Below are 16,444 nucleotides of genomic sequence, written 5' to 3' on the forward strand. Positions count from 1 at the left end.
TGAAACACGCTATTGAACCCACGTACAACAGGCTCAGTGCCCCTCAACGGCCCGCTGCCTCAAGGGAGATCGCGTCATGGCGGAGACGACGGCGACGCCGACCGCGCTGCCGAAGGGATTCCGGGATGCCGAGCAGGGCTGGCCCGACCTCGACCGCATCCCGCATCCCCCGCGCCGGGTCCCGCTGCTCGGTGACGTCCTCGGCGCCGACCGCCGCACTCCCCTCCAGGACACGCTCCGCCACGCCCGCCAACTCGGCCCGATCTTCCGGCGGAAGGCCTTCGGCAAGGAGTTCGTGTTCGTGTGGGGCGCCGACATGGTCGCCGACATGGCGGACGAGTCGCGGTTCGCCAAGCATGTCGGTCTGGGGGTCGCGAACCTGCGGCCGGTCGCCGGGGACGGGCTGTTCACGGCGTACAACCACGAGCCCAACTGGCAGTTGGCGCACGACGTCCTGGCCCCCGGCTTCAGCCGCGAGGCGATGGCGGGCTACCACCCGATGATGCTGTCCGTGGCCGAGCGGCTCACGGACCACTGGGACCGCGAACTGACGGCCGGACGGTCGGTGGACGTGCCCGGCGACATGACCAAGCTGACGCTGGAGACGATCGCGCGCACCGGCTTCGGCCATGACTTCGGCTCCTTCGAACGCGACCGCCCGCACCCCTTCGTGACGTCGATGGTGGGCACGCTCAGCTACGCGCAACGCCTCAACTCCGTACCGTCGCCTCTGGCCCCGCTCCTGCTGCGTACCGCAACTCGCCGCAACGAGGCGGACATCGCCTACCTCAATCGCACGGTCGACGACATGGTGCACACCCGCCGTAAGGCGAGCGGGGGCGGTGACGGCGACCTGCTGGACCGGATGCTCGACACGGCCCACCCGGAGACCGGCGAACGCCTCTCCCCCGAGAACGTCCGCCGCCAGGTCATCACCTTCCTGGTCGCCGGCCACGAGACGACCTCGGGCTCCCTGTCCTTCGCCCTGCACTATCTCGCCCGCCACCCGGAGATCGCGGCCCGCGCCCGCGCCGAGGTGGACCAGGTGTGGGGTGACACGCGGACCCCGGGCTACGACCAGGTCGCCAAGCTGCGCTACGTCCGCCGGGTCCTCGACGAGTCGCTACGGCTCTGGCCGACGGCCCCCGCGTACGCCCGCGAAGCCACCCGGGACACCGAACTGACCGGGGTCCACCCGATGCGCCGGGGCGCCTGGGCGCTGATCCTGACGCCGATGCTGCACCGCGACCCCGAGGTGTGGGGTGCGGACGCCGAGGAGTTCGACCCGGACCGCTTCGACGCCAAGGCCGTACGCTCCCGCGCCCCGCACACCTTCAAGCCGTTCGGGACGGGGGCGCGGGCGTGCATCGGGCGCCAATTCGCCCTGCACGAGGCGACGTTGGTCCTGGGCCTGCTGCTGCGCCGCTACGAACTGCGCCCGGACCCGGCGTACCAGCTGCGCGTGGCCGAGCGCCTGACGCTGATGCCGGAGGGCCTCCGCCTGCACCTCGACCGCCGCGCCGCGGCGGCGGCCTCCGCACCGGTCGCGGTCCCCGACGAGGTTCGGTCAGAACCCCGCTGCCCAGTGCACGGGACGGACGACTGACTCCGGCAGCCTGGTCCCGGCGCTCCCCCGGGCCGCGTTGACCTGCGGTTGGGTGAGGAAGAAGGCGCCGGTCAGATCGGCGTCCGTGAGATCGGCGTCCCGCAGATCGGCACCGATCAGATCCGCACCGCGCAGGTCGGCCCCGGTGAGATCGGCGGCGATGAGGTAGGCACCGCGCAGATTGGCCCGGCTCAGATCGGCACCGTTGAGCCGGGCACCCATGAGGTCGGCGCCTCGCCGCTCCTTCTTCTTCCCCTTCGCCCCCGCCCGCATCAGCTCACTGGTCCGCAGCAGCAGCACGTTGACCTCCTGCCGATGCGCGCCCACGTCCAGCGCGCCGAGCTCTTCGGGCGTCCCACGCGTGAGGTCCTCGGTGCGGTCGAGCGCCCGGCGCAGGTCGGGGTGGACCGGGCCGGCGGCGGGCAGGGTGAGCGCCTCGGTCAGGTACCAGAGCAGTTCATGAAGCTGCCGTACGACGGGAAACACATCGAACATCCGGCGGGCCTGCTCCTGGGGAGCCGTACGCCAGTCCTGTCCGGCGAAAGTGACCTGCGAGACCCGCTGCCCGGCCCCGAAGCAGTCGTAGACGGTACAACCGGTGAAGCCCTTCGGCCGGAGCTTCGCGTGGATGCCGCAGCGGTGATCACCCTGAAGATTCGGGCAGGGCGTCCCGGCGGCCTTGTCGATCGCGAAGTCGGCCGAGACGGCGAAGGGCAACGCCACACAGCACAGCCCGAAGCAGCGCTCGCAGTCGCCGCGGAGGTCGGAGCGGTCCGCTATGTGATCTTCCATGGTGTCCAAGCGTACTTACCTGTTCACATCCCTGTTCACATCGAGGCGGGCCAGCCGATCCGGGTCGGAGAGGATGTACATCTCGGTGATCCGGCCGTCGGCGACGGTGACGCCCATGACCGAAAGCACCTGTCCCTCGGGCGCGTTGACGACACCCACCGAGCCGTTGACCAGGGCGAGTTGGGCGAAGCGAGCGAACGGGGCGAACATGAGCGCCTGTTCCGCGACCGCGCGTGCGCCGCGCAGCGCCTTGGAGGCAGCCGCGCCCCGTACCAGGGCACCGGAGTCGGCGCGCAGGGCCACGTCCGGGTGGAGGAGTGCGACGAGGGCGTCGAAGTCGCCCTCGCGTGCGGCGGCGAGGAAGGCCTCGACGATCTCGCGCTGGCGGGCGAGATCGGGGTCGGTCGACGGGCTGGCACCCTGCACTCGACGGCGGGCCCTGCTGGCCAGTTGGCGGGTCGCGGCCGAACCGCGTTCCACGATCGGGGCGATGTCGTCGAAGGGCACCGCGAACATGTCGTGCAGGACGAACGTGAGTCGTTCGGCGGGTTCCAGGGTCTCCAGGACGACGAGGAGGGCGAGGCCCACCGAGTCGGCGTGGAGTACTTCCTCTTCCGGGTCGAGCTCCGTGAGGGGGCTGACCAAGGGGTCGGGTACGAAGGTCTCGGTGAAGGTCTCGTCGATCGGTTCCTCGCGGCGTGACGTACGGGAGCGCAGCAGGTCGAGACAGACCCGGCCGACGACCGTGGTCAGCCAGCCGCCGAGGTTCCTGATGTCGTCCGCGTCGGTGCGGCTGAGCTTCAGCCACGTCTCCTGGACGGCGTCCTCCGCCTCCGGCACCGAGCCGAGCATGCGGTAGGCGACCGCGCGCAGCCGGCCGCGGTGTTCCTCGAAGCGCTCCGCCAGAAGTTCCTCGTCGTTCATACCGTCCCCGTGGTGGATTCCGTGGTCGTACGAGCGAAGGCCGGGGTGATCAAAGCACGTCCGCCGCCGCCATGGCGATGCGGTTTCCGCCTCCCCTGTCCGTTTGCGGGGCCGGTGGGGCGGGACGACGATGGTGAGTCATGGACCCGGTCGGCGTCGCGTCCCGCAGGCTGCCGCGTATCGCGGCCCTCATCCTGGCCGCCCTCGCCACCGCGGTGCTCACCACCGCGGCCACGGCCCGCTCCACTGTCGGCTCACCGGGCTTCTACCGGTCCGTACTGGACGAACAGCAGGCCTACGACCGCCTCTACAACCAGGTGCTGGTCGATCCGAAGACGGCGGCTGTCACCCGGGGGCTGCTGGCCCGGCTGCCGGTTCCGGAGGCCCAGGTCACCTCCAACCTCAAGCTGGTGCTGCCGCCGGAGACGGTCCGGGACCTCACCCAGCAGCAGATCAACGCCGTGGTGGGCTATCTGGGCGGCGAGCGCGACTCGCTGGACCTCACGGTCGATCTGCGGCCGGTGCTGGCCAACCTCAACGACCTGGCCCAGATCTACTTCGGGGATCTCGTCGCCTCGGTCCAGGACCGGCCCGAGCCCGACTTCGAGCGCTTCTCGACCGACCTGTCCGGCGCCCTGAGTGCCGTGGTCGCGGGGCACGTGCCCCAGGGGCTGCCCGCCCTTCCGCTGACCGAGGCTCAGGCGGGCCAGGCGGCGGAGACGCTGGTGAGCGGTCTGCCCGCCGCGGAACGGGTCACCCTGCGTCCGGCGGTCGAGACGGCACTGCGGGACGGTGATGTCGCGACCGCGCTCGCCACCGTCGCCCCCGCCGTCGTGTCGGACCGGATCCGTACGACCGCTGCCCAGCTCCGGGCGACCGTCGACGGCGGCACCTGGAACCTCACGGACACCCTCGCCGCGTCCGGCAACGACCTGGCGCCCCTCCACCGCGCCCGCACCTACACCGCCGTCGGACTCGGCCTCGCGGAGGCCCTCGCCTCGGCGCTCCTGGTCGTCTCGCTCGCGGTGTTGTGGGTCGCCGGGGGCTCGGCGCCTCCGGGCCGCCGACTGCTGCCGCTGGGCTGGTCGCTCGCCGCCGGTGGGGTACTGGCCGGGCTCGTCGCCGTACTGTTCCGGCTGGTCAGCGGTGGGCAGGTGATCGATCCGCCGGGTTCCTGGCCGCCGAGCCTGGCCCGGCTGGTCGACGACGTGCAGCGCACCGCCCTGGACCGGCTCACGGCCACCGCCCTGACGACCGCCCTGGTCCCTGTTCTGGCCGGCGCCCTCCTGACCGGCGTGGGCTGGGCCCTTCAGGTCAGGCCCCGCGTCTCTACACCGCCCCGCATCCGGTGGCTGGCCCTGGCCACGGGTGGTGCCGCCGTCGCCGGCATCCTGCTCGTGCCGTACGCCGTCACGCCCGCCGCGTCCCGTACCTGTGAGGGCAGCGCCGCACTGTGCGACCGGTCGTACGACGAGGTCGCCTACCTGACCTCGCACAACGCGATGTCGTCGACCGTCGACCGGTTCATCGGCCCGCTTCAAGACCCGGGTATCTCCGCCCAGTTGGACGACGGGGTGCGTGCCCTGCAGATCGACACCTACCGGTGGGAGCGCCCGGACGAGATCACGCAGCGGCTCGCCGAGTCCGACTTCACCCCGGAACAGCGGAAGTTCATCGCCGCGACCGTGGACAGGTTCAACCCGCCGCGCGAAGGGCTGTGGCTGTGCCACTCCGTGTGCCGGGCCGGCGCCGTCGCGCTGGTGCCCGCGCTGCGCGAGATCGGTGACTGGACGCGCGCCCATCCGACCGAGGTCGTCACGCTGATCGTGCAGGACGCGATCAGCGGCGAGGACACCGAACAGGCCTTCACGCAGGCCGGGTTGAGTGACCTGGTCCACACCCCGGACCCCGATCCCGCGAAGCCGTGGCCGACCCTGGGCGACCTGATCGACAGCGGGCGCCGGCTTGTCGTCTTCGCCGAGCAGGCCGACGGCCCGGCGTCCTGGTACCGGAACTTCTACGACTACGGGATGGAGACGCCGTTCGCGTTCCGGACCCCGGACGCGATGAGTTGCGCACCGTATCGCGGCGGCAGCGACAAACGCCTGTTCCTGCTCAACCACTTCATCACCATCGACGGCGGCAGCCGCCTGGACGCGGGGAAGGTCAACGCCCGGCAGTACGTGCTCGACCGCGTCCACCGCTGCGAGCGGGAACGCGGTCGGCCGGTGAACTTCGTCGCCGTCGACTACACGACGATCGGCGATGCGGGTGGAGCTGTGGACGAGCTCAACTCCAAGCGCTGAGACGTCTGTTGCCCGTCAGCTTCCTCAATAGCGTTGCGCCTTCGCCAACTTCGGGGTCAGTACCGGCTCCGGCGGCTTGGTGCTGATGGCGATCGGCTGGGCCTTCGCGCCGGGGGCGAGGTTCTCGGCGCCGACGTAGCGGGTCTCCACCACCTTCCCCGAGGAGTCGAGGAAGTCGACCTGGACGGCGTAGGACGCCTTCTTGTCGGTCTTGTTGGTGATGGTGACGACGACGGCGAGCAGTCCGCTGGTCTGGGCGCGCGGTTTGCCGGTCATGGCGACGTCCGACATGGCGTTGCCCTGGCCCTTGACGTCCTTGAGCTCGTTCTGGGCGTCCTTGCTCGCGCGGGCCACCTCGGCCGACACGGATGCCTCGAAGGAGGACGCGGCGGCCGATGCGGAGGACGCGGCGACGGAGGCCGCGGCGTAGGCCGACGCGACCGCCGAAGAAGCGGCCGACTTCAGGGCCGACGGTGTCATCCCCGAGAAGGAGGCCGTGTCCGGGGCCGAAGCCTGCGAGCTGCTGCCGGAGCTGTCGTTGTCGTTGCCGCACGAGACCAGCGCGACCGTGCTCGCCGCGACGACGGCGAGGACCAGGGCGGCCGGGCGGGCCCGGCGGAGTGGCTTGGTATTCATCGAAATGAACCTTATGTCGGAAATTTCGATGCGGCATGTCCTCGGCGACCACCCGTGAGCCACCTGGTGTGGGGCCTGCCTCGACCCTCCGGCAGGACCTACCTCGCGAACAGCTCGAACGACACCGCCGGCTTACCGCCGAACCTCTCACCGGTGGCCGTCGCCCACTTCGTCAGGAATTCGCGGGCGTACGTCTCGGGGTCCTCGTCCGTCAACGCCTCGATGTACGTGCGGTGTTCGAGCAGCGAGCGCACCCCGCGTTCCAGCCCGGGGGTCGCGTCCACGGCGTGCGTGGGCGTGGCGGAACCGGCGACAGCCACCCAGCGGACACCGTCCCACGGCTCCAGGCCCTGGTCCCGGAGTTCCGGGAAGATCCAGCGGTTGCCCGCGTCGCCGGCCGCGTCGAGGGTGGCGCGGCCCACGGCGACATGGTCGGGGGTGTTCCAGGCGACGCCGCCCCAGGTGTCCCGGTGGTTCATGGTGATGACCAGTTCGGGGCGGTGACGGCGGATCGCGGCGGCGATGTCGCGGCGCAGGGCGATGCCGTACTCGATGACGCCGTCCCGGTGGCCGAGGAACTCCACCTCCGTCACGCCCACGACCGCAGCACTGGCCCGCTGCTCGCGTTCCCGCAGCGGGCCGCACTCGCGTGGCTCCAGTGTGTCGATGCCGGCCTCGCCTCGGCTGGCCAGGACGTAGGCGACCGACCGGCCGGCGTCGGTCCACGCGGCGACCGCCGCCGAGCAGCCGTATTCGAGGTCGTCCGGGTGGGCCACGACGGCGAGGGCGCGTTGCCAGTCGTCGGGCAGGGGCTGGAGTGGGGTGCTCTGCGGCTCGGTCATGGGCGCAGAATAGCCACGCTCCTCGGGCTTTACGCCTCGTCCCGCGTGAGGGCGAGCAGCCGGTCCAGGACGCGCGGGCCGCCGGCCCGTACCCCGTCGTGCTCGAACTCGTCGGTGACCCAGGTGCGCAGGCCGCGGATCGTGCGGGCCGTCTGAAGGGAGTGGGTCGCGTCGACGTACATGTCGTCGTGGTAGACGGCCGCGGCGACCGGGACCTCGTTGGCGGCGAGGCGCGCGGGGTCGTAGAGGGGCTGCCAGTCGGTGTGGGCGGCGAGGAGTTCGGCGGTGTCGCGGAGTGGGCGCAGGGCGGGGTCGCAGTCGAACATCCAGGGGTGGATGGACTCGCCGGTGAAGAGGAGGGGGCTGTCGCCCGTGAGGGTCTTGGCGGCGTCGAACTGCGGGAACTCGGCGCGGACGCGCTCCGCCGACCAGGCGGTGGGGCGGCTGTCCTGGCCGTAGACCGACTCGTGGACGAGGGCGTAGAGGGGGTGCCCGGCGTAGGAGAGGGAGTTCTGGACCTCCTCCTGGAACGCGTCGGAGAGTTCGTGGCCCTGCGGGGTGCGGACGAAGGCGTGTTCCAGGAGGAAGTGGAGGCGGTGGCTGCCCTCGCCGCTGCCGAGCATGATGCCGAGGGACTGGAAGGCCTCGGGGGTGAGCCGGTAGCCGTTGGGCAGGACCGGCTGGTGCCGCATCAGGTGCTCGGCGATGCGGCGGGCCCGGTCCACGTCCTGCGGGTAGCGGTCGTAGTGGGCGGCGACCTTGCGCTCGATGCGCGGGTAGGCGGCGCGGTAGACGTCGTCGGCGTGGGCGTCGAGGGACGGCAGGCCGCCGGTGAGGACGGCGGCGCGCAGGCCCTCGGGCGCCGTGGACAGGTAGTTCACCGTGCAGAAGCCGCCGAAGCTCTGGCCGAGGACGGTCCAGGGGGCGCCACCGGTGAGGGCCGGGCGGATCGTCTCGCAGTCCCGGACGATCGAGTCGGCGCGGAAGTGCGTGAGGTGCTCGGCCTGCTCGGCGGGGCCGCCGCGCAGCGGGAGCGTCTGGCGGGTGAGCGGGGTGGAGTGGCCGGTGCCGCGCTGGTCGAGGAGGAGGACGCGGTACTCGTCGAGGGCGCGGTCGAGCCAGGCCTGTCGTCCGACGAAACGATTCGCCCCGAATCCGGGTCCGCCCTGCAGGTAGAGCAGCCACGGCAGGTCCTCGCGGTGCGCCTTGCCGCTCGCGACGACCTCACGGGCGTAGAGCTGGATGGTCTCGCCCGTGGGGTCCTCGTGATCGAGGGGCACGGTGAAGTGGCGGTCGGTGAGGACGACGCCGGGCTGGCGGTAGCTGACGGACAACGGGGCTCCTGGGACGGACGATTTACGGGCCGCGTCACATCTCAGCACATGCGCGTCCGATATCCGACCCCCTGGATCATGAAATCCTGCGGATCGCTACTGACCGGCGGATCAGCGGGCGGCGAGGCTGGAGCGGCGCACCACCAGTTCCGGCTGGAGGACGACCCGCCGGTGCTCGTGCGGACGTGCGGCGGTCTCCGCCTCGGTCTCCTCCAGGAGCAGCTCGGCGGCCAACGCACCCATGGTGACGGCGGGTTGGCGGACCGAGGTGAGCGGTACGGCGGCTGCGGCCGCGAACTCGATGTCGTCGTAGCCGACGATCGCGAGGTCGTCGGGGACGCCGACCCCGGCCGCGTACATGGCCTGGAGCACGCCGAGGGCGAGGAGGTCGTTGGCGCAGAAGACGGCCGTGGGCCGGTCGGCGAGGCCGAGCAGACGCGCTCCGGCGTCGCGTCCGGCGGCCACGTCGAGCCGGTCGGTGGGCAGCTCGCGCAGCGCGTCGGGGTCGAGACCGGCCTCCGCGAGCGCGTTCTTCGCGCCCGTACGGCGGTCCCGCACCTGGTTGAAGCCGGGCGGGCCGCTGACGTACGCGATGGAACGATGTCCCGCGTCGACCAGGTGCCGCACGGCGAGCGCACCTCCGGCGACGTCGTCGACGGAGACCGAGCACTCGGTGGTGCCCTCGGCGACGCGGTCGACGAGCACGAAGGGGATGCCGTGCCGGCGGAACGATTCGATGTTGCGTCCGGTCGCGTCCGCCGGGGTCAACAGCACGCCCCGCACCCGCTGTTCGGCGAAGAGCGAGAGGTAGTCGGCCTCCTCGACGGGGCTCTGCGCGCTGTTGCAGACCATCACGCCGAGCCCCGATTCCCGCGCGGCGCGCTCGGCGCCGCGGGCCACGTCCACGAAGAACGGGTTGCCCATGTCGAGGACGAGCAGCCCCATGATCCGGCTGCGGCCGGCGCGCAGCTGGCGCGCGGACTCGCTGCGGACGTAGCCGAGGCGGTCGATCGCGGACAGCACCCGGGCCCGGGTCTCCGTGGCGACGGTGTCCGGGCGGTTGATGACGTTCGAGACCGTGCCGACGGAGACTCCGGCGGCGCGGGCGACGTCCTTGATACCCACCGGCTGGGCCATCAGGCGGAGACCTCCAGGGTGACGTGGGGCGGCGGGCAGGTCTTCACATTACCGCCATGACCTGTGACGACTCCTGCGACCGTGCCGGTCACGCGGGCAGGGCGAAGTCGACGACGTGGAGTGCCGAGGGGGTCGTACCGCTCGATTTCTCCTGGTACATGAACGACAGCACGCTGTCCGCCCTCACCCGCGGCTCGTCGATGACGACCTCACCGAACGCGTTCAGGCCGCTCCCGTCGTACAGCAGCGCCCAGTCCGTGTACCCCGAGGACTTCGAAGCGCCCGCGATACGGCCGTAGGGCAGGACCGCGTAGGCGTTGTCGTACTTGTCCAGGACCAGCTTGGTGCGCTGGCTGGAGTTCAGGGCGATCGGGATCTCGGTCTTCTGCCAGGTCCCGGCGGAGTTCTTGCGGACGTGGAAGGCGCGGCCGTTGGCGGTGCGGTCGGTGACGTAGTTCGTGGTGCACTGGCCGAAGCGGCCGGGGACGTAGCTGATGATCGCGTGCGGGAGGCCGGTGGAGTCGGTGGACTGGCTCTCCTGGTTCATCAGGGAGTGGTCGGGGTTGAGTGAATCTACGACGAGACCTGCGTCCGTGACAGCCACGGTATTTGAACTACCCGTCGTTCCTACGGCAGTTCCCGCGTCGTTGCGCCAAGTGCGGCCCCGGTCGGTCGAGTAGACGTAGCCGGTGTCGTGGTTGGTGATGCCGCCGCTGTTGCACATCACGGCGGCGGACTGCTCGCGCCAGGTGAAAAAGGCGTGCAGGCGGCCGTTCACGTCGTAGTCGATGCCGTGCAGGTACATGTTGCGGGCGGCGCTGGAGCCGTGCGTGCTGGTGTAGGTGCCGGTCGAGGCGCTCCACTCCCCCAGCGCCGTCCAGGTCGAACCGTCGTACTCGGCAAGGGCGTTGCGGCCGTTGCCGGATATCCCGACGCGGTAGCTGAGCTGCAGCTTGCCTTCGGGGGTGGCGATGAACTGGGGGTAGGTGAACTGGGTGGTGAGTGCCACTCCGTCCAGCGATGTCTGTACGGCGCCGAGCACGGCCGAAGTCCACGCGGTGGACGCCGGGTTGTCGAGGAGACCGGCGACCGACTTGACGTAGAAGAAGCCGTCGCTGTGGGAGTCCATGTGGAGGTGGAGGCGGCCGTCGGTCCTGGAGACGCCCATGGAGATGACGTTGTGGGAGTCGTCGCTCTTCAGGGTGTGGGAGAGGGTGATCGTGGACCAGGTGGAACCGCCGAGGACACGGCGGCCGACGACGGCGTGCTTGCTTGCGGTGTACCAGGCCGCGTACTGATAACCCTTGTAGGTCAACAGGCCGTTCTTCTGGAACGAGTTGTTGTTGACCAGGCCGTCGTACGAGACGAAGTAGAGGGCCTGGGCGTCGAGTTGGGTGGTGCTCTTCTTGGTGACGGACGGGCCGGGGTCGGCCGCCCGCGCGATGCCCGGCGTCGCCACGGCCGCCAGTATGGCGGTCGTGAGCACGGCGCGTCTTCTCATGAGCGGCTCCTGTGGGGGATCACGCGAGGTGGAAGACCTCGGTGAGGGGCTTCATCGCTTCGTCGGGACGGGCGCCGTCCAGGGACTCGAAGAACGGCGCCATCTCCGCCTGCCAGCGGGAGTTGATGTCGGTGGCTTCCATGCCGGCCTGGGCGGCGGCGAAGTCCTCGGTCTCCAAGTAGCCGACCAGCAGGCCGTCTTCACGCAGGAAGAGCGAGTAGTTGTGCCAGCCGGTGGCCGAGAGTGCGTCGAGCATCTCGGGCCACACGGCGGCGTGTCGCTCGCGGTACTCGTCGAGGCGGTCCGCCCGGACCTTCAGCAGAAAGCACACACGTTGCATCAACACCCCTTAGGGAAAAGGGACTTCGGGACCTTCTGGAACTTCGGGGACTAGAAGTTGAACTGGTCGATGTTCTTCGCGTCGAACACGGTCGGCTTGCCCAAGTTGATCACGCCGTCCTTGCCGATGGTGTACGTGGTGGAACCGGCCTTGAAGGTCTCGCCCTCCTTGCCGGTGATCTGCCCGGACGCGAGCGCCACGGCGGTACGAGCGGCCAGGTCGCCGAGCTTCGCCGGGTCCCACAGCTCGAAGCCGTCGACGGTGCCGTTCTTGACGTACTTGCGCAGGTCGTTGGGGGTGCCGAGGCCGGTCAGCTTGACCTTGCCCTTGTACTTGGAACCGGACAGGTACTGGGCGGCGGCCTTGATGCCGACGGTGGTCGGGGAGATGATCCCCTTCAGGTTCGGGTGCTCCTGGAGGAGACCCTGGGTCTGCTGGAAGGACTGCTGGGCGTCGTCGTTGCCGTAGGCGACCTTGACCAGCTTGATGTTCTTGTACTTGGGGTCCTTCAACTCCTCCTTCATGAAGCCGATCCAGGTGTTCTGGTTCGTCGCGGTCTGTGCGGCGGACAGGATCGCGATCTCGCCCTTGTAGCCGATCTGTTGGGCGAGCAGCTGCACCTCTGTGCGGCCGAGGTCCTCGGCGCTGGCCTGCGAGACGAAGGCGTTGCGGCACTCGGGGTTGGTGTCGGAGTCGTAGGTGACGACCTTGATCTTGTTGCTCATCGCCTGCTTGAGCGCGGTGCACAGGGCACCCGGGTCCTGCGCGGACACGGCGATCGCGTTCACCTGCTGCTGGGTGAGCGTGTTGACGTAGGAGACCTGCCCGGAGGTGTCAGTGGCGTTGGTCGTACCGACCTCTTTGTACTTCTCGCCCAGTTCGGTGAGAGCCTTCTCGCCGCCCTTGTCGGACGTGGTGAAGTACGGGTTGTTGACCGCCTTCGGCAGGAAGGCGACGGTGAGCCCCTTCTTGAGCGCGGCATTCGGATCGGCCTTGCCACCGGTGACGGCCGAGCCGGTGTTCTCGTCCTTGACGTCCTTCTTGGTGGTGCCACCGCAGGCGGTGGCAACGAGGGTGAGCGAAGTGACGGCGACGAGAGCCGCACAGGCACGACGGAGGGATGACTTGCGCATGGCATGGGTTCCTTTGATACGAGGGTGAGCAGAAGCGCCCCTTAAGGGGCGCGGGGAACTGCGCGACCAGCCACAACGGGCCCGCAGACGCCAAACGACCTATCCAGTGGAACGAGCCGCGGCCCTGGCGACAGCCACTTGCTGAGCAACCCGAGGGCCAAGCACCGAGACAACAAGCAGCACACCGGTGACGACAATCTGCGACTGCGCCGAAACGTTGAGCAGACTCATCACGTTCTGCAACGCACCGAGCAGGAAAACCCCGGCGATCGCACCTCCCAACGTCCCCTTTCCGCCGTCAAAATCGATCCCGCCGAGCAACACCGCTGCCACGACGGACAGTTCGAGCCCGGTCGCGTTGTCATACCGAGCACTGGCGTAATGCAGCGCCCAGAAGACGCCGGTGAGAGAAGCCATCAACCCCGTCACCGTGAACAGGATCAGCTTCTGCCGCCGAACCCGAATACCGGCAAACCGCGCAGCCTCCACGTTGGCGCCAACCGCGAACAACGACCGCCCGAACGGCGTCGCATGCAACACGACCACGGCAATCGCGAGCAACACGAGGAAGGGCAGAAACGCCTGCGGAAGGAACGTGCTCCCAAGCCGCCCGGACGCGAAGTCCAGATACTGCGTGGGGAAATCGGTCACGGCATCGGAGCCGAGCACGATCTGTGCGATCCCCCGATACGCGGCGAGGGTGCCGATCGTAACGGCGAGGGACGGCAGCCCGAGCCGGGTGACGAGGAGCCCGTTGACCAGTCCGCAGGCCACACCCAGCAGCAGGCAGATCGGGATGATCGTCTCGATGGTCATGCCGTCGTTCCACAGCTTGCCCATCACCGCGCCCGACAGGCCCGCCGTGGAGGCGACCGACAGATCGATCTCGCCGGCGACGACCAACAGGGTCATCGGGAGGGCGATCAGCGCGATGGGGAGCGTGTTGCCGATCAGGAACGACAGGTTCAGCGCGTTGCCGAAGCCGTCCACGAAGGAGAAGGAGAACAGCAGCAGGACGATCAGGAGGGCGCCGACGACCGTGTCCCAGCGGATCGCGCGGTTCGCAAAGGACGCTGGCTCAGGCATGGCGGGCGTTCCTCTTCTTCAGTGCGGTGGCCACGCGCAGGGCGACGATCCGGTCGACGGCGATGGCGAGGATGAGCAGGATGCCGTTGATGGCGAGCACCCAGACGGAACTGACGCCGAGGGCGGGCAGCACACTGTTGATGGAGGTCAGCAGGAGGGCGCCGAGGGCCGCGCCGTAGACGCTGCCGGAGCCGCCGGTGAAGACCACACCTCCGACAACCACCGCGCTGACAACGGTGAGTTCGTACCCGGTGCCGGTGCCGGAGTCGACGTTGCCGAAGCGGGCGAGGTACATCGCGCCGGCGAGTCCGGCGAGTCCGCCGCAGAAGGTGTACGCGGCGAGGGTCCGCTTGCGGACGGGGATGCCGGCGAGCCGGGCGGCCTCGGGGTTGGAGCCGAGCGCGTACAACTCCCGTCCGCTGCCGAAGTGTTTGAGGTAGTAGGCGGTGGCGATCAGTACGGCGAGCGCGATCATCGCCAGCCAGGGCACCGCGGACAGTCCGCCGGAGCCGAAGTCCACGAATCCGCCCGGGAGATCGGCGGCGGTGATCTGCCGTGAGCCGACCCAGATGGAGTCGACACCCCGGATGATGTAGAGCGTGCCGAGCGTGACGACCAGGGCCGGTACCTGCCCGAGGCTGACCAACAGCCCGTTGACCAGGCCGAGTCCGACACCGAGCAGCACCGCCAGCAGGATCGCGATGACAGCGTTGCCACCGCCCTGGAGGTAGGTGCCGGTGGCGAAGGCGGTGATGCCGAGCGTGGAGCCGACGGACAGGTCGACGTTGCGGGTGATGACGACCAGCGACTGACCGGTGGCGACCAGGACCAGGATGGTCGCGTTGAGGAGCAGGTCCTTGATGCCCTGCTCGGACAGGAACTCGCTGTTGCCCGCCTGGGTGATGCCGATCATCACCAAGAAGACGACCAGGATGGCGAGTTCACGCATCTTGAAGACCCGGTCGACCAGCCGGGTGCTGCTCGACTCGGGCACCTCGGCGGCGGGCGCGGGATTGGGCGCGGTGACCGTCATACGGCGGCCCTCCCGAAAGGTCCGAACGCCATGAAGGACCTGTTCATACGGCGGCCCTCCCGAAAGCTGCGGTCGTCATGAAGGCCTTGGTCATGCGGCGGCCCTCCCGGTGGCTGCGGCCATCACGGTTTCCTCGGTGGCTTCGGAGCGGGGGATCTCGGCGGTGAGCCGGCCCTCGTGCATCACCAGCACGCGGTCGGCCATGCCGAGGATCTCGGGCAGATCGGAGGAGATCATCAGGACGGCGACCCCGTCGGCGGCCAACTCACTGAGCAGCCGGTGCACTTCGGCCTTGGTCCCGACATCGATGCCACGGGTCGGCTCGTCGACGATCAGCACCTTGGGGCCGGTGGCAAGCCACTTGGCGAGGACGACCTTCTGCTGGTTGCCGCCGGAGAGGGTGTTGACGGTGTCGGCGATCCGCGCGTACTTGACGTGCAGCTTCACCGCCCAGTCGAGGGACCGGCTGCGCTCGGCGCCCCGGTCGACAAGGCCCGCCCTGACCGTCGTACGCAACCCGGTCAGGCCGATGTTCCGCTCGATCGACATGTCCATCACCAGGCCCTGGGCCCTCCGGTCCTCGGGGACGAGGGCGAGGCCCGCGGCCATCGCGGTCGAAGGGGCGCCGTTCGTCAGCGACTTGCCGTCGACCTCGACCCCGCCGGCGTCCCACCGGTCGATGCCGAAGACGGCCCGCGCCACCTCGGTACGGCCGGCGCCGACGAGCCCGGCGAGACCGACGATCTCTCCGCGCCGTACATCGAAGGACACGTCGGTGAAGACGCCCTCGCGGGTCAACCGCTTGACGCTCAGGGCGACTTCACCGGGCTCGACGTCCTGCTTGGGGTACAGCTCGTCGAGATCGCGGCCGACCATGCGTCGTACGAGATCGTCCTCGGTCATTCCCTCGATCGGCTCGCTGGAGATCAGCGCGCCGTCGCGCAGGGTGGTGACACGTTGGCAGATCTGGAAGATCTCCTCCAGGCGGTGCGAGATGAACAGGACGGCGGCGCCCTGTTCGCGCAGGGTGCGGACGACGCCGAAGAGGCGGGCCACCTCGCTGCCGGTGAGGGCGGCCGTCGGCTCGTCCATGATGAGGACGCGGGCGTCGAAGGAGAGCGCCTTGGCGATCTCCACGATCTGCTGGTCGGCGATGGACAGTCCGCGCGCCGGGCGGTCGGGGTCGAGCTCGACGCCGAGCCGTTTCATCAGGTCGGCGGTCGCCGCGTACGTGGCCTTGTGGTCGATCCGGCCCAGCGCGCGGCGGGGCTGGCGGCCCATGAAGATGTTCTCGGCGATCGACAGGTCGGGGAAGAGGGTCGGTTCCTGGTAGATCACGGCGATACCCGCGTCGCGGGCGTCACCGGGACCGTGGAAGAGGACGGGCGCGCCGTCGAGCAGCACCTGGCCGGCGTCGGGCCGGTGCACACCGGCGAGGGTCTTGATGAGAGTGGACTTGCCCGCGCCGTTCTCACCGGCGAGTGCGTGCACCTCACCGGGGAACAGTTCGAGGGACACGTCCCGCAGGGCGCGCACCGCGCCGAAGGACTTGGAGATGCCCTTGAGCGCGAGCACCGGGGCCGGACCCGCTTCTGACGGGTGGGTCATGAGGGGCTCCTCGACGACGCCGGCGGGTAGGCCCTCACAGCGTCGTGAAAGGTTTCAACTTGGTTGCCGGGACGTTAGGCGCGCCAGCCTTGTCACGTCAATGGGTCCGCATCGAAAAACTTTCGATAGCCAAAGGTCACATTGGAGTCACGGGCCACAGGCTTCG

Annotated in this window: 14 protein-coding genes; 2 read left to right on the forward strand and 12 right to left on the reverse strand. The window is 69.5% G+C overall.

Translation table 11 applies throughout. The features are described from left to right. The first annotated feature begins 76 nt into the window (after positions 1-76). Positions 77-1,606, forward strand: a complete 1,530-nt coding sequence (locus ACFWP5_RS01045; protein WP_384148553.1) for a cytochrome P450 — start codon at positions 77-79, stop codon at positions 1,604-1,606. On the opposite strand, the gene ACFWP5_RS01050 is transcribed toward ACFWP5_RS01045, so the two are convergent. Further along, the gene (locus tag ACFWP5_RS01050) at positions 1,568-2,398 is read right to left on the reverse strand and encodes a pentapeptide repeat-containing protein (RefSeq protein WP_384148555.1); all 831 of its coding nucleotides are present in this window, start codon (positions 2,396-2,398) and stop codon (positions 1,568-1,570) included. The two genes, ACFWP5_RS01045 and ACFWP5_RS01050, sit on opposite strands and share 39 nt — an antisense overlap. A 15-nt stretch (positions 2,399-2,413) precedes the next feature. Beyond that, on the reverse strand, positions 2,414-3,322 hold the full coding sequence (sigJ, locus tag ACFWP5_RS01055) for an RNA polymerase sigma factor SigJ (protein ID WP_384148557.1): 909 nt from the start codon (positions 3,320-3,322) through the stop codon (positions 2,414-2,416). A 140-nt stretch (positions 3,323-3,462) separates the two neighbouring features. Here sigJ and ACFWP5_RS01060 point away from each other — a divergent pair, with 140 nt between their 5' ends. After that, positions 3,463-5,628 carry a hypothetical protein gene (locus tag ACFWP5_RS01060; protein WP_384148559.1) on the forward strand — a complete coding sequence of 722 codons (2,166 nt, stop codon included), beginning with the start codon at positions 3,463-3,465 and terminating at the stop codon, positions 5,626-5,628. Between the two features lie 24 nt (positions 5,629-5,652). Here ACFWP5_RS01060 and ACFWP5_RS01065 read toward each other — a convergent pair whose 3' ends face one another. The 10 genes from ACFWP5_RS01065 to ACFWP5_RS01110 all read right to left on the reverse strand — a co-directional run bounded on the left by ACFWP5_RS01065 (position 5,653) and on the right by ACFWP5_RS01110 (position 16,278). Continuing rightward, the gene (locus ACFWP5_RS01065; protein WP_384148561.1) at positions 5,653-6,264 is read right to left on the reverse strand and encodes an FxLYD domain-containing protein; all 612 of its coding nucleotides are present in this window, start codon (positions 6,262-6,264) and stop codon (positions 5,653-5,655) included. Between the two features lie 98 nt (positions 6,265-6,362). After that, positions 6,363-7,106 carry a PIG-L deacetylase family protein gene (locus ACFWP5_RS01070; protein WP_384148563.1) on the reverse strand — a complete coding sequence of 248 codons (744 nt, stop codon included), beginning with the start codon at positions 7,104-7,106 and terminating at the stop codon, positions 6,363-6,365. Positions 7,107-7,135: 29 nt separating this feature from the next. Beyond that, on the reverse strand, positions 7,136-8,440 hold the full coding sequence (locus ACFWP5_RS01075) for an alpha/beta fold hydrolase (RefSeq protein ID WP_384148565.1): 1,305 nt from the start codon (positions 8,438-8,440) through the stop codon (positions 7,136-7,138). A gap of 111 nt (positions 8,441-8,551) precedes the next feature. Next, positions 8,552-9,577, reverse strand: coding sequence for a LacI family DNA-binding transcriptional regulator (locus ACFWP5_RS01080; RefSeq protein ID WP_033278942.1), 1,026 nt, complete (start codon positions 9,575-9,577; stop codon positions 8,552-8,554). A gap of 88 nt (positions 9,578-9,665) precedes the next feature. After that, a complete protein-coding gene (locus ACFWP5_RS01085) occupies positions 9,666-11,078 on the reverse strand; it encodes a BNR repeat-containing protein (RefSeq protein WP_384148567.1) in 1,413 nt (470 codons plus the stop codon). Between the two features lie 19 nt (positions 11,079-11,097). Next, a complete protein-coding gene (locus tag ACFWP5_RS01090) occupies positions 11,098-11,418 on the reverse strand; it encodes an L-rhamnose mutarotase (protein ID WP_033278944.1) in 321 nt (106 codons plus the stop codon). A 50-nt stretch (positions 11,419-11,468) separates the two neighbouring features. After that, positions 11,469-12,551 (reverse strand): rhamnose ABC transporter substrate-binding protein, encoded by a 1,083-nt coding sequence (rhaS, locus tag ACFWP5_RS01095; protein ID WP_384148570.1) that lies wholly within the window; start codon positions 12,549-12,551, stop codon positions 11,469-11,471. 99 nt (positions 12,552-12,650) lie between these two features. Beyond that, complete coding sequence (locus tag ACFWP5_RS01100; protein WP_384148572.1) at positions 12,651-13,637, reverse strand: ABC transporter permease; 987 nt, start codon at positions 13,635-13,637, stop codon at positions 12,651-12,653. Beyond that, a complete protein-coding gene (locus tag ACFWP5_RS01105; protein ID WP_384148574.1) occupies positions 13,630-14,670 on the reverse strand; it encodes an ABC transporter permease in 1,041 nt (346 codons plus the stop codon). Before ACFWP5_RS01105 ends, ACFWP5_RS01100 begins: the two co-directional genes overlap by 8 nt. A gap of 90 nt (positions 14,671-14,760) precedes the next feature. Next, entirely contained in the window at positions 14,761-16,278 is a 1,518-nt protein-coding gene (locus ACFWP5_RS01110; RefSeq protein WP_384148577.1) for a sugar ABC transporter ATP-binding protein, read from the reverse strand. Positions 16,279-16,444: the final 166 nt, after the last annotated feature.

It is taken from the genome of Streptomyces sp. NPDC058469, from assembly GCF_042721125.1.
Classification (GTDB): Bacteria; Actinomycetota; Actinomycetes; order Streptomycetales; family Streptomycetaceae; genus Streptomyces.